Below are 12,870 nucleotides of genomic sequence, written 5' to 3'. Positions count from 1 at the left end.
CTACGGGGCGCGGGCGGCGCCGGGAGACCCGCCGCCGCCCGCCCGTACCGCCTTACGCGGTGGGCCGTCCGGCGATTCCGGCCAGGTCGGCGCGGGTCATTCCGGCGCGGCGGGCGACCTCGTCGGTCGTCAGGGCGCCGCAGTCGAGGCCGCGCAGCAGGTAGTTGGCGAGCGCCTTGGCGGTGGCGGGCTCGTCGGCGACGCCGCCGACGCCGGCGGCCGAGGGGTTGGCGTACGCGGCGATCCGGGCCGCGGCCTGCTCCATGCCCTCGCGGTAGAAGGCGTACACGGCCGCGTAGCGGGTGGGCAGGTGGCCGGGGTGCATGTCCCAGCCCTGGTAGTAGGCGCGGGCCAGGGAGCGGCGGACGAGGCCGTGGTGCAGCCGCCAGGCGTCGTGCACCTTCTCGCGCGGGCCGACGGGCAGCACGTTGGTGGAGCCGTCGGAGAGGCGGACGCCGGTGCCGGCCGCGGCGACCTGCATGACGGCCTTGGCGTGGTCGGCGACGGGGTGGTCCATGGCCTGGTAGGCGGCGCTGACGCCGCAGGAGGCGCTGTAGTCGAAGGTGCCGTAGTGCAGGGAGGTGGCGCGTCCGGCGGCGGCCTCGATCATGCGCGCGACGGTGGCGCGGCCGTCGGCGCCGAGGATGGACTGGGTGGTCTCGATCTGGATCTCGAAACCTATCCGGCCGGCGGCGAGGCCGCGTGCCTTCTCGAACTCCTCGCACAACGTGACCATGGCCTCGACCTGTTCGGGATAGGTCACCTTCGGCAGGGTCAGCAGCAGCCCCTCGGGCAGGCCGCCGGCCTCCAGCAGGCCGGTGAGGAAGATGTCGAGGGTGCGGATGCCGCGGTCGCGGACGGCGGCCTCCATGCACTTCATGCGGATGCCGGTGAACGGCGGCGCCGTGGTCTCCTTCTGTGCCGCGGCGACGAGCCGGGCGGCCTGCGCGGCGGCCTCGTCCTCCTCGGCGTCGGGGCGGTTGCCGTAGCCGTCCTCGAAGTCGATGCGCAGGTCCTCGACGGGCTCGCGCTCCAGCTTGGCGCGTACGCGCTCGTAGACGGGCTCGGCGAGCTCGTCGGAGAGGCCGAGGACGGCGGCGAACGAGGCCGCGTCCGGGGCGTGTTCGTCCAGCATCTGGAGCGCCTGGCGGCCCCAGGAGGCCACGGTGTCGGCGGAGAAGGCGTCGGCCGGGACGTAGCAGGTGTGGACCGGCTGGCGGGAGCCCGGGTCGCCGGGGTAGCGCCGGGCCAGTTCGGCGTCGACCGGGGCCAGCCGGTCCCCGATCTCCTCGCTCACCGTGCTCGCCAGGCTTGTGCTCGCCGCCTTGGGGTCGCTCACGTCCGACTCTCCTTCCGCATCCGGTCTCTGCCCATTCTCACTCCGCCGTGCCGCCGCCTCACGGGCGGTGCCCGGCACGGATGTCCGGAATATTTTCCGGAACGTGGAATCGGCAATTCGCATAGCGAAGTTATCCGTGCCGTGTCCGCAGGTCAACACCCTCCCGGAAGACCTCCCGGGACGACGGAGAAACCCTGTGTGCCCGGATTCCCACGCTTCGCACACACCCCCGGACGCACACCGCCCCCGCACACCCTCGGGTGCGCGGGGGCGACGGCGGACAAGCCCCGGGCGTTCAGCCCTTGCGGGTCTTGACCTCCTCGGTGAGCTGCGGCGCGACGTCGAAGAGGTCGCCGACGACGCCGTAGTCGACGAGGTCGAAGATCGGCGCCTCGGCGTCCTTGTTGATCGCGACGATCGTCTTCGAGGTCTGCATACCGGCGCGGTGCTGGATCGCACCGGAGATGCCGGCCGCGATGTACAGCTGCGGCGAGACGGACTTACCGGTCTGGCCGACCTGGTTGGAGTGCGGGTACCAGCCGGCGTCGACGGCGGCGCGCGAGGCGCCGACGGCGGCACCGAGCGAGTCCGCGAGGGACTCGATGACGTGGAAGTTCTCCGCGCCGTTCACGCCACGGCCGCCGGAGACGACGATCGCGGCCTCGGTCAGCTCCGGACGGCCGGTCGACTCACGCGGCGCCCGCGAGGTGACCTTGGTGCCCGTGGCCTGCTCGCCGAAGGAGACGGACAGCGCCTCGACGGCACCGGCGGCCGGGGCGGCCTCCGGCGCGGCGGAGTTGGGCTTGACGGTGATCACCGGAGTGCCGCGCGTGATGCGGGACTTGGTGGTGAACGCGGCCGCGAAGACGGACTGCGAGGCCACCGGGCCCTCGTCGCCGGCCTCCAGGTCGACGGCGTCGGTGATGATGCCGGAGCCGATGCGGACCGCGAGGCGGGCCGCGATCTCCTTGCCCTCGGCGGAGGAGGGCACCAGCACGGCGGCCGGGGAGACGGCGTCGTAGGCGGCCTGCAGCGCGTCCACCTTCGGGACGACGAGGTAGTCGCCGAACTCCGGGGCGTCGGCGGACAGTACGCGGGTGGCGCCGTGCTCGCCGAGGACCTTCGCGGCCTCCTCGGCGTTCGGGCCCAGGTGCACCGCGACCGGGTCGCCGATGCGACGGGCCAGCGTCAGCAGCTCCAGGGTCGGCTTGCGGACGGCACCGTCCACGTGGTCGACGTAGACAAGGACTTCAGCCATGGGAATTGTTCTCCTGCCGGTGTGAGTGGGGCTCCCGGCCCCGGGGGACGTGGGTGGCGGGGCCGCTCAGAGGAGCTTCTGGCCCGCGAGGAACTCGGCGAGCTGCTTGCCGCCCTCGCCCTCGTCCTTGACGACGGTGCCCGCGGTGCGCGCCGGACGCGGGGTGGCCTCGTCGACCTTGGTCCAGGCGCCCTCGAGGCCGAAGTCGTCGCCGTCCAGGTCCAGATCGTCCAGGTCCAGGGACTCCACCGGCTTCTTCTTCGCCGCCATGATCCCCTTGAAGGAGGGGTAACGCGCCTCGCCCGACTGGTCGGTGACGGACACGACGGCCGGCAGGGCCGCCTCCAGGTGCTCGGTCGCGGTGTCGCCGTCACGGCGGCCCTTGACGTTGCCGTCCTCGACCGAGACCTCGGACAGCAGCGTCACCTGCGGCACACCGAGACGCTCGGCGAGCATCGCCGGGAGGACGCCCATCGTGCCGTCGGTGGAGGCCATGCCGCACACGACCAGGTCGTAGCCGGTCTTCTCGATGGCCTTGGCCAGCACCAGGGAGGTGCCCAGCGCGTCGGTGCCGTGCAGGTCGTCGTCCTCGACGTGAACGGCCTTGTCGGCGCCCATCGACAGCGCCTTGCGCAGCGCGTCGTTCGCGTCCTCCGGACCCACGGTCAGGACGGTGACCTCCGCGTCGTCCGCGTCGTCCGCGATCTGGAGCGCCTGCTCGACCGCGTACTCGTCCAGTTCCGACAGCAGCCCGTCGACCGACTCACGGTCGGTCGTCAGGTCCTCGGCGAAGTGCCGGTCGCCAGTGGCGTCGGGCACGTACTTCACAGCGACAACGATCCTCAAGCTCACGCCGGCTCTCCTACTGCCTCGTCTTAACTGTTCCGGTCCGGTGGACCTTGCTGGCCGTCCACAATATTACTCGCCAGTACACTCGGCACGTTCCCCACTGGCAAGGCCGGTGAACTGTGACCTTCCCAACGCGGAGCGCAAGGGCAACTCAATCACGCAGCGCCGTGAATCGCCCCTGGTGATACAGGAGCGGACGACTGCCCTCCGCGCTCTCCCCCGCGGCCACTTCGGCCAGGACCACGCGGTGGTCCCCCGCGGGCACCCGCGCCACGATCCGGCACACCAGCCACACCGGCACGCCCTCCAGCACGGGCACGCCGTACGGGCCCTCCCGCCAGCGCGTCGGCGCGGCGAAGCGGTCGGCGCCGCTGCGCGCGAAACGCTCCGCCAACTCCCGCTGGTGCTCGGCCAGTACGTGCACGCCGACGTACTCGGCCTCGGCGAGCACGGGCCAGCTGGAGGAACCCGTCCCGGCCCCGAAGGAGACCAGGGGCGGTTCGGCGGCGACGGAGGTGAGGGAGGTGGCGGTGAACCCCGCGAGCCGGCCGTCCGGTCCGGCCGAGCGGGCCGTGACGACGGCGACGCCCGCGGCGTGCTCCCGGAAGGCGGCGCGCAGCAGCCCGGGACCCGCGCCCGGCGGGTCCGTACGCGCTCCCCGCGCCGTGCTGTCGGCGGCCGATGTGTCGAGCGTGCTCACCGGCAACGCCCCGTAGTGCCCGGATGACCCGGTGTCGCAGACCCCATGCGGTCACGGTGGCGACCCGGGTGGCACACCGTCAAGAAGCGCCCGTCACTTGGGAGATCAATCACGGCGTCCGCGCTCACTCCGCGGCGGTGGCCTCACCCAGGGCCGCGATGACGTCGGCCTTGCGCGGCTGGCCGGAGGCGCGGCGCACGGTGCGCCCGTGCGCGTCGAGCACCAGGACGGTCGGGGTGCCGGTGACGTCCAGCGCGCGGACGAGGTCGAGGCGCTCCTCCGCGTCGATCTCGACGTGCTCGACGCCGGTCACCATGTCCGCGACCTCGCGCAGCACCCGCCGCGTCGCGCGGCACGGCTGGCAGAAGGCGCTGGAGAAGTGCACCAGCGTCGCCCGCTCCCCCAGGCGCGCGGCGCCGATCCGTTCGGCGGTGAGCCGCTCCCCGTCCCGCATCTACGCACCTCCCGCAGCATCGTCCCGGAGCCGCGGACCCGCGGCTCCGGCGTCCACCGTACGCAGCCGGTGATCCCGCACGTGAACCGGGCGGCACGGGAGCGGAAGGGGGAGGAAGCGGACGGGGAACGGGCGTACGTGACGAGGATCTCCCGGAGCGCGCGGGACCGGGGTAGCGGGGGACGGTGCTTTTCGGGAACTATCTGCGGAAGCCCGAAGTTACGCATCCGTAGGTGACCGGGCGTCCGGCGGGAGAACCCCCGCCCAAGGCACCGACACGAAGGGTTCCCCCGACATGGCAGATCTCGTCTACCCGCCGGTGATAGGCGCAGCCCGCGCCTGGTTCAAGGCGCTGGACCTGAAGTTCGACATGCAGGGCACCGAGCACATCCCCTCCCGTGGCGGAGCCGTCCTCGTCAGCAACCACATCAGCTATCTCGACTTCGTCTTCGCCGGCCTGGCCGCGCAGCCCGCGAAGCGGCTGGTGCGCTTCATGGCGAAGGAGTCGGTCTTCCGGCACAAGGTGTCGGGGCCGCTGATGCGCGCGATGAAGCACATCCCCGTCGACCGCTCGCAGGGCGACGACGCGTACCGGCACGCGCTGCGCTCGCTGCGCGAGGGCGAGGTCATCGGCGTCTTCCCCGAGGCGACGATCTCCCGGTCGTTCACGCTCAAGGACTTCAAGTCCGGTGCCGCCAGGCTCGCACAGGAGGCCAGGGTGCCGCTGGTGCCGGTGGCGCTGTGGGGCACCCAGCGGCTGTGGACGAAGGGCCAGAAGCGGGACTTCGGACGGAACCACTTCCCCATCTCCATCCACGTCGGCGAGCCGGTGCACCCCGGCCCCGACGAGACGGCGCCCGGCGTCACCGAGCGGCTGCGCGGCCGCGTCCAGGAGCTGCTGGAGGCCGCGCAGCGCGCGTACCCCGCGGCGCCGAAGGGCCCCGAGGACAGCTGGTGGCTGCCCGCGCACCTCGGCGGCACGGCCCCGACCCCGGCCCAGGCCAGGGCTCTCTGACCGGCCACGTCACCACGGTTCACAGCGCGGCCGGGAGCAGCTGCCACAGGTGCTCCCGGTCGCGCGCCGTGCGCAGCGCCCGCAGCACGACCGGGTGCGGCGCGTCGTACAGCAGCGGGTAGTCGCACTCGCCGCACTCCGGGCGTACGGGCCAGGCCAGTTGCTCCCTGCCGGTGCTGAACCGGGCGTCGACGCCCGGCTTGTTGCCCCGCGGGTCCTGCCGCACCCAGCGGCCCGTGCCGGGGACGCGTACGGCGAGGAGCCCGTGCAGCACGTCCAGCCGCTGGTAGCAGAACCCGGCGGGGATGCCCTCGGCGCGCAACAGGGCCGCCAGGGCGTGGGACTTGGTGTGGCAGATGCCGGTACGGGCGGCGAGCACCTCCGAGGCGCGCCAGGGTCCGCGCCGCGGGTCGCCGACGTCCGCCGCGTGCGGGATGGTGTCGCGGACGTGCGCGAACGCGGCGTGCGCGTAGCCGAGTCGACCCTCCGTGCGGGCGCGCAGCCGGGCCGCGGTCTCCCGTACCAGGGGGTGGGTGTGGTCGATGACGTCGTCCGCGACGAGGTAGGCCGACTCGTCGGCGGTCACTGGTGTCAGCCGCATGCCCAGGAGCGTACGGGGACGGCCGACGGCATTCAATAGAATTACCGTCGACCGTATATATATTCACCGCTATGCAGCCCCCGCAACTGCCGCTCCGGGGGCTGCCGTTGGCGCGCTACCTGGCCATCTCCTCGCGCAGCGCGGCGACGAAGCCGTCGACGTCCTCCTCCTGGGTGTCGAAGGAGCACATCCAGCGGACGTCCCCCGCGGCCTCGTCCCAGAAGTAGAAGCGGTAGCGCTTCTGGAGGCGTTCGGACACCTCGTGCGGGAGGCGCGCGAAGACCGCGTTGGCCTGCACCGGGTAGAGGATCTCCACGCCGTCCACCCCGCGCACGCCGTCGGCCAGGCGCCGGGCCATGCTGTTCGCCCGCCGCGCGTTGCGCAGCCACAGGTCGCCGGCGAGCAGCGCCTCCCACTGGACGGACACGAAGCGCATCTTCGAGGCCAGCTGCATCGACAGCTTGCGCAGGTGCGGCATGCCCCGGACCCCGTCGGGTTCGAGGACGACGACGGCCTCGCCGAAGACCATGCCGTTCTTGGTGCCGCCGAGGGAGAGGATGTCCACCCCGGCCGCGTTGGTGAACGCGCGCATCGGAACGTCCAGCGCGGCGGCCGCGTTGGCGATCCGGGAGCCGTCCATGTGCACCTTCATGCCGCGCTCGTGGGCGTGGTCGCAGATCGCGCGGATCTCGTCGACGGTGTAGAGCGTGCCGAGTTCGGTGCCCTGCGCCAGCGAGACCACCTGCGGCATGGCCCGGTGCTCGTCGTCCCAGCCGAACGCCTCGCGGTCGATCAGCTCGGGGGTGAGCTTGCCGTCCTCGGTGGGGACGGTCAGCAGCTTGAGCCCGCCGACGCGCTCGGGCGCCCCGCACTCGTCGACGTGGATGTGCGCGCTGTCGGCGCAGATGACGGCGCCCCGGCGGTCGGTGACGGCCTGGAGGGAGACGACGTTGGCACCGGTGCCGTTGAACACCGGGAAGGCCTCGGCCCGTTGGCCGAAGTGGCTGCGTATCAGGCGTTGCAGATTCGCGGTGTAGTCGTCGGCGCCGTAGGCGGCCTGGTGGCCGCCGTTGGCCAGGGCGAGGGCCGCCAGGACCTCGGGGTGCGCACCCGCGTAGTTGTCACTCGCGAATCCGCGGGTCTCGGGGTCGTGGCGGCGCCTGGCGTCGGTCGCGGGATGGTCCGGGGCGTCCTGGGTGTGCGGCACGGCGGGACGGTTCACGGGGCGGGGGTCAGCCACAGACGGTTTCCGTTCAGTTCGGCGGTGGGCTTGGTCCAAGTCTCGGCGATGGCCGCGGCCAGGTCCTTGACGTCCGTGAACCCCGCGAACTTGGCGTTCGGACGGTCGGCCCGCATCTGGTCGTGCACCAGCGCCTTGACCACCAGGATCGCAGCGGCGGCCGACGGGCCCGCCTCGCCCCCGGCCTTGCGGAAGGCGTCGGCCAGCGCCAGCGTCCACGCCTCGGCGGCGGCCTTGGCGGCGGCGTACGCGGCGTTGCCCGCGGTGGGCTTGCCGGTGCCGGCCGCGCTGATCAGCAGGAAGCGGCCGTTGTCGCCGGCGCGCAGGTACGGCTCGAAGGCCAGCGAGGTGTGCTGGACGGTCCGGACGAGGAGCTTGTGCAGCACCTCCCAGTGACCGAGGTCGGTCTCCGCGAAGGTCTTGGAGCCGCGCCAGCCGCCCACCAGGTGCACCAGCCCGTCGATCCGCCCGAACTCCTTCTCCGTACGGACCGCCCACTCGCGGGTGGCCTCCAGATCGAGCAGGTCCACGGTGTCGCCGGTGACGGTCGCGCCGCCGTGCGCGAACCTCGCCGCGTCCACGGCCTGCGCGAGGCGCTCCGGGTCGGAGTCGCAGCCGACGACGACCGCGCCCTCCTCGGCGAGCCGCAGCAGCGTCGCCTGCCCGGCCGGCCCCGCCGCGCCCGCCACCGCGATGACCCGGCCCTCCAGCCGGCCCTTGCCGTTCCCCTCGTAACCCTGCGTCGTGGTGTCCGTCATGATCCTCGCCCTCCTCGTGCTCGCCGGGCCCGCCGGCCCGACCCCGGCCGCGGGCCCGGCAACGCCGGGTCCGCACGCCCGGTCGTCCCGTGCCGTCCGTCCCGTGCCGGTCGTTCCGGGCCGGCGCCGTGGCGCCGGCCTCGTGTGGTCGCTGCTGCCGTGTCCGGCAGGGGGTACGCCCGCTCAGGCCGCGGCGGGGTGCGCCGGTGCCTCGGCGGTGATGCCCTCCGTCGATGCGATCACGGAACGGAGCTTCTTCGCGAGTGCCTCATAGAACATGCTCAGCGGAAACTCGTCCGGGAGCACCTCGTCCACGAGCTTGCGCGGGGGCAGGCTGGTGTCCAGGGCGTCGGGGCCCTTGGCCCAGGTCGATCCGGGGTGCGGGGCGAGGTAGGTGGAGACCAGCTCGTACGCCTTGAACCAGTGCACGAGCTTGGGGCGGTCGATGCCCTCGCGGTACAGCGTCTCGATCGCCTCGCGGAGCTTGACGGTCACCTCGCGGGCGAGGTCCCAGTCGATGGAGAGGGTGTTGTCCGTCCAGCGCAGGGCGTCGTGCCGGTGCAGGAAGGCGAAGAGCAACTGGCCGCCCAGACCGTCGTAGTTGCGCTTGCGCTCGCCGGTGACGGGGAACCGGAACAGCCGCTCCAGCAGCATCGCGTAGCTCACGTCCCGGCCCTGCGGGTAGCCCTCGGCCTCCAGCTTGAGGCCCTCGTGGAAGGCGGTGAGGTCGCAGCGGAGCTCCTCCAGGCCGTACATCCAGAACGGCTGGCGCTGCTTGATCATGAACGGGTCGAAGGGCAGGTCGCCGTGGCTGTGCGTACGGTCGTGGATCATGTCCCACAGCACGAAGGTCTCCTGGCAGCGGCGCTGGTCCTCCAGCAGGCCGCGCGCCTCCTCCGGCAGCTGAAGACCGGTGACGTCGCAGGCCGCGGCGACGACGCGGCGGAAGCGGGCCGCCTCGCGGTCGCAGAAGATGCCGCCCCAGGAGAACCGGGCGGGCGCCTCGCGCACCGCGATGGTCTCGGGGAAGAGGACGGCGGAGTGGGTGTCGTACCCGCCGGTGAAGTCCTCGAAGGTGATGCCGCAGAACAGCGGGTTGTCGTAGCGGGTGCGCTCCAGCTCGGCGAGCCAGTCGGGCCAGACCATGCGGAGGACGACGGCCTCCAGGTTGCGGTCCGGGTTGCCGTTCTGGGTGTACATGGGGAAGACGACCAGGTGCTGGAGCCGGTCGGCGCGGTTCTGCGCGGGCTGGAAGGCGAGCAGCGAGTCGAGGAAGTCGGGTATGCCGAAGCCGTCCTCGGCCCAGCGGCGCAGGTCCGCGGTGAGGGCCTCGTGGTACGCGGCGTCGTGCGGCAGCAGTGCGGAGATCCGGCCGACGGCCTCGCAGACGCTGTCCAGCTCGGCCTCGACGGCGGCACGGGAGGGTGCACCCTCGGCCTCGAAGTCGATCGAGCCGTCCGGCGACTGGGCGGCCCTGATGGCCTCCACGGACCGCTTCAGGACCGGCCAGGCCGGGTGCTCGACCACGGGTGCGGCGGACGAAGCATCGCGATCCGCGCGCTCGGGCGAAAGAATTTCCGTCATGTCTGCCCCTCCACAGGAGAACCTCGCGTGTAATGACAGTAACCACGCGAGGGTCCGTCGCTCAAGGGGAGATCACGGGAAATTATCCGCCGGACACCCCGTCTTCACCGCCGTTCTTCCTGCCGGGCAGGGTTTCCGCGACAGCCTTGCCCACTCCGCGCTGGGCTTCGGCCGCGTCCGGCAGCGCCTCGGCGAGGCCGAAGAAGCCGTGGAACATCCCCGGGTAGTGCGCCTCGCTCACCGCGACGCCGCAGGCGCGCAGCTTCGCCGCGTACGCGCGGCCCTCGTCGCACAGCGGATCGCAGCCCGCCGTCACCACATGGGCCGGCGGCATCCCCGTGAGGTCGGCGCACAGCGGCGAGAGGTACGGGTGCGCGAGGTCGGTACCCGGGGGCACGTACTGCTCGGCGTACCAGCGCATCGCCGTCCGGGTCAGGAACAGGCCCTCGCTGTTCCTGCGGTGCGAGTCCGTCTCCCCGGACAGGTCCGTCGCCGGGTAGACCAGCACCTGCGCGGCCGGGAGGGGGCCGCCCCGGTCGCGGGCCATCAGCGTGGCCGCCGCCGCCAGGTTGCCGCCCGCGCTGTCACCGGCCATCACCAGCGCCTCGGGGGCGCCGCCCAGCTCGCCGACGTGCTCGGCCGCCCAGCACAGCGCGGCGTAGGCGTCCTCGGCCGGCTCGGGGAAGCGGGCCTCGGGCGCGAGCCGGTACTCGACGGAGACGACGACGGCGCCGCCCTCCCGGCAGATGCCGCGCGCCGTCCCGTCATGCGTGTCGATCCCGCACAGCACCCAGCCGCCGCCGTGCAGGAACACCACCGTGGGGTGCGGGCCCTCGCCGAAGGGACGGTAGATCCGCACCGGCAGCTCGGGCGCCCCCGCGGGCCCCGGTATCAGCCGGTCGGTCACCTCCCGCACCTCGGTCACGGGCAGCGGTGCCTTCGGTGCGGCGGCCAGGACGCGGCGGGCCTCGGCGGCGTCCGTGACCGTGCCCCCGAGGTCGGGGAAGAAGGCGGTCATGGCCTCCATCAGGGGGCGTGCCTCGGGCGCGAGGCGCTCCATCGGGCTCCGGTCCAGCGGGTCCGGGCCCTGCGGGTCCGGGGAGAGGGTGTCGGTCACGGTCGGCTCCTTCAGGCGAGGACGGTCTGCGGGCGGTGCGTACGGAAACCTCAACTCCCGGCGCCCGTACGGAAGTACGGGATGACCTTCTCGCCCCACTGCCGGATGGTCTCCATGCACACCTCCTGCGGGACCGTACCCATCTGGATCAGGCACATGATCTCGTCGGCCCCCGCGTCCCGGAGCCGCTCCACGTACGCGATGGCGTCCGCCGCGCTGCCGTACGCGTGCTCGGCGTGGAAGGTGGCGGTCGAGTTGGGGCGGACGGGGATGTCCTGCTCGTGCAGCCGGGCCACCGTCTGCTCGGCCGCGCGGCGCATCTCCTCCTCCTCGTCGGCGCCCTCGACCACGGCCTCGTCCGGCACGCCCCCGCCGCCGTACCAGTGGCTGATCGACTGCGCGAAGAAGCGCTGCCCGCGCACGCCCGTCCGGTGCGCCCGCTCCGCGTCGTCCAGCACGATCGTCGGGCACAGCACCGAGAAGTGGTCGTTGACCTCGGTGGACACCTGGCGCTCCCCGGTGCGCGCGGCCCGGGCCGCGTCGTACGCGCCGCGCATCCCGGCCACCGACTCCGGGCCGGCGAAGCCCATCACCAGGGCGCCGACGCCGAGTTCGGCCGCCTGCTCCAGGGTCTCCGTACGGCTGCACGCGAGGAACAGCGGCGGGTGCGGGGCCTGCGCGGGGCGGGGCAGCACGGGGTGCGGCGGGATGTCCAGCAGCTCGCCGTGGTACTCCAGTTCGTCCTTCTGCCAGGCCGCGCCGATCACCCGCAGCGCCTCCTCCACCTCCTGCTTCGTGCGCTGCGGGTCCACCCCGCACAGGGAGGTCTCCTGCGCCGTGCCGCCGCGTCCCGCGCCCAGGTCGAGACGGCCGCCGGAGAGGAGGTCGAGGGTGGCGGCCCGTTCGGCCACCCGCGCCGGGTGGTTGAAGGCGAAGGGCATGCAGACGACGCCGTGACCGATGCGTAGGGTGCTGGTCCGCGCGGCGACCCAGGTCAGGAAGATCTCCGGCGCGCTCATGTGCGCGTACCACTTGAGGGAGTGATGCTCGACCGCCCATATCCGGTCGAACCCCATCCGCTCGGCGAACACGGCCTGTTCGACGCTGTCCCGGAAGAGCTGGTGCTCGCGCTCGACCGTGGGATCGGCGAGCTGCGCCTCGAAGATCATGGAGAACTTCACACTGCCACCTTCTGCCTGCCCGAATGCGAATGTTCCGATCAGCCATATGACTAATCGTCATGTCCCGAGAAGGCAACACATGCGGCACCCCACACCACGGTCCGAGTCCCCGTCCGGCCAGGCGTCCCCGCGGCGCACCCGGCAGGCCCCCGAACTGCCGCCCACCGCCTGGGCCGTGCTCGGCCTGCTCTCCTTCGACGGCGAACGCACCGGCTACGAGCTGAAGAAGTGGGCCGACTCCTCGCTCCGCTTCTTCTACTGGTCACCCGCCATCAGCCAGATCTACGCCGAACTCCGCCGCCTCGAAGGGCTGGGCTACGCCACCTCCCGCCGCTCCGGGCCCGACGAGCCGCGCACCAAACGCCGTTACGCCATCACGCCCGCCGGGCGGGAGGCGCTGGCGGAGTGGGCGGACGGCAGCGACCCCGGGCCGCCCGTGCTCAAGCACCCGACGGTGCTGCGGATATGGCTGGGCCACCTCGCCGACCCGGCCCGGCTGCGGGAACGCGTCCACGCCCACATGGAACGCACCCGCGACGAACTGGCCGACGTCCGCGAGGCACTGGCCCGCACCGAGGACGTGGAGGGCTGGGCCCACCCGCGCGTGGCCCTGCGCTGGAGCGAACGGGCCCAGCAGGCGGAACTGGAACTCGCCCGCGCCATGCTGACCGACCTGGACGAGCTGGAGCCGTAGGGGGCGCGGGGAACGAGCGCCCGGAGGGGCGCGGGGAACTGCGCGAACGGCCAGGACGTACGGGGTGGCCCGGTGACGGC

13 protein-coding genes are annotated in these 12,870 nt (G+C 72.6%); 2 read left to right on the top strand and 11 right to left on the bottom strand.

All coding sequences use genetic code 11. The features are described from left to right. Positions 1 to 52: 52 nt before the first annotated feature. The 5 genes from HCC30_RS12950 to HCC30_RS12930 form a co-directional block, all read right to left on the bottom strand. A complete protein-coding gene (locus tag HCC30_RS12950; protein ID WP_346776612.1) occupies positions 53 to 1,339 on the bottom strand; it encodes an aldolase/citrate lyase family protein in 1,287 nt (428 codons plus the stop codon). Positions 1,340 to 1,634: 295 nt separating this feature from the next. Continuing rightward, entirely contained in the window at positions 1,635 to 2,597 is a 963-nt protein-coding gene (locus tag HCC30_RS12945) for an electron transfer flavoprotein subunit alpha/FixB family protein (protein WP_169442640.1), read from the bottom strand. Between the two features lie 66 nt (positions 2,598 to 2,663). Further along, entirely contained in the window at positions 2,664 to 3,449 is a 786-nt protein-coding gene (locus tag HCC30_RS12940) for an electron transfer flavoprotein subunit beta/FixA family protein (protein ID WP_169442639.1), read from the bottom strand. Positions 3,450 to 3,597: 148 nt separating this feature from the next. Continuing rightward, entirely contained in the window at positions 3,598 to 4,068 is a 471-nt protein-coding gene (locus HCC30_RS12935; RefSeq protein WP_240979563.1) for a flavin reductase family protein, read from the bottom strand. Positions 4,069 to 4,270: 202 nt separating this feature from the next. Then, positions 4,271 to 4,600 carry a thioredoxin family protein gene (locus tag HCC30_RS12930; RefSeq protein WP_169442637.1) on the bottom strand — a complete coding sequence of 110 codons (330 nt, stop codon included), beginning with the start codon at positions 4,598 to 4,600 and terminating at the stop codon, positions 4,271 to 4,273. Between the two features lie 295 nt (positions 4,601 to 4,895). On the opposite strand from HCC30_RS12930, the gene HCC30_RS12925 reads away from it, so the two are divergent. Further along, positions 4,896 to 5,615, top strand: a complete 720-nt coding sequence (locus HCC30_RS12925) for a lysophospholipid acyltransferase family protein (RefSeq protein WP_169442636.1) — start codon at positions 4,896 to 4,898, stop codon at positions 5,613 to 5,615. A 19-nt stretch (positions 5,616 to 5,634) separates the two neighbouring features. Here the strand turns inward: HCC30_RS12925 and HCC30_RS12920 are convergent, their stop codons facing one another. From HCC30_RS12920 to HCC30_RS12895, 6 genes are all read right to left on the bottom strand, one after another. Next, positions 5,635 to 6,216, bottom strand: coding sequence for a transglutaminase family protein (locus HCC30_RS12920; RefSeq protein ID WP_169442635.1), 582 nt, complete (start codon positions 6,214 to 6,216; stop codon positions 5,635 to 5,637). A gap of 115 nt (positions 6,217 to 6,331) precedes the next feature. Beyond that, entirely contained in the window at positions 6,332 to 7,423 is a 1,092-nt protein-coding gene (locus tag HCC30_RS12915) for a low specificity L-threonine aldolase (protein WP_169442634.1), read from the bottom strand. Between the two features lie 11 nt (positions 7,424 to 7,434). Then, positions 7,435 to 8,214 (bottom strand): SDR family NAD(P)-dependent oxidoreductase, encoded by a 780-nt coding sequence (locus HCC30_RS12910; protein WP_169442633.1) that lies wholly within the window; start codon positions 8,212 to 8,214, stop codon positions 7,435 to 7,437. A gap of 183 nt (positions 8,215 to 8,397) precedes the next feature. Beyond that, positions 8,398 to 9,798 carry a DUF6421 family protein gene (locus tag HCC30_RS12905; protein ID WP_169442632.1) on the bottom strand — a complete coding sequence of 467 codons (1,401 nt, stop codon included), beginning with the start codon at positions 9,796 to 9,798 and terminating at the stop codon, positions 8,398 to 8,400. An 82-nt stretch (positions 9,799 to 9,880) separates the two neighbouring features. Further along, the gene (locus HCC30_RS12900; protein WP_346776611.1) at positions 9,881 to 10,915 is read right to left on the bottom strand and encodes an alpha/beta hydrolase; all 1,035 of its coding nucleotides are present in this window, start codon (positions 10,913 to 10,915) and stop codon (positions 9,881 to 9,883) included. 50 nt (positions 10,916 to 10,965) lie between these two features. Further along, positions 10,966 to 12,096 (bottom strand): LLM class flavin-dependent oxidoreductase, encoded by a 1,131-nt coding sequence (locus HCC30_RS12895; protein ID WP_169442631.1) that lies wholly within the window; start codon positions 12,094 to 12,096, stop codon positions 10,966 to 10,968. A gap of 175 nt (positions 12,097 to 12,271) precedes the next feature. Between HCC30_RS12895 and HCC30_RS12890 the strand changes: the two genes are divergently transcribed. Beyond that, a complete protein-coding gene (locus tag HCC30_RS12890) occupies positions 12,272 to 12,790 on the top strand; it encodes a PadR family transcriptional regulator (protein WP_346776626.1) in 519 nt (172 codons plus the stop codon). Positions 12,791 to 12,870 lie beyond the last annotated feature (80 nt).

Source organism: Streptomyces sp. HNM0574 (assembly GCF_012726235.1).
GTDB lineage: Bacteria > Actinomycetota > Actinomycetes > Streptomycetales > Streptomycetaceae > Streptomyces.
The sequence above is the reverse complement of the archived record's forward strand: the minus strand, read 5'-3'. Positions and strand labels throughout refer to the sequence as shown.

What these genes read in the sequence shown, in the direction of transcription:
- HCC30_RS12945 (WP_169442640.1), bottom strand. Translation starts at nt 2,597, where the DNA reads ATGGCTGAAGTCCTTGTCTACGTCGACCACGTGGACGGTGCCGTCCGC.
- HCC30_RS12930 (WP_169442637.1), bottom strand. Translation starts at nt 4,600, where the DNA reads ATGCGGGACGGGGAGCGGCTCACCGCCGAACGGATCGGCGCCGCGCGC.
- HCC30_RS12925 (WP_169442636.1), top strand. Translation starts at nt 4,896, where the DNA reads ATGGCAGATCTCGTCTACCCGCCGGTGATAGGCGCAGCCCGCGCCTGG.
- HCC30_RS12920 (WP_169442635.1), bottom strand. Translation starts at nt 6,216, where the DNA reads ATGCGGCTGACACCAGTGACCGCCGACGAGTCGGCCTACCTCGTCGCG.
- HCC30_RS12910 (WP_169442633.1), bottom strand. Translation starts at nt 8,214, where the DNA reads ATGACGGACACCACGACGCAGGGTTACGAGGGGAACGGCAAGGGCCGG.
- HCC30_RS12905 (WP_169442632.1), bottom strand. Translation starts at nt 9,798, where the DNA reads ATGACGGAAATTCTTTCGCCCGAGCGCGCGGATCGCGATGCTTCGTCC.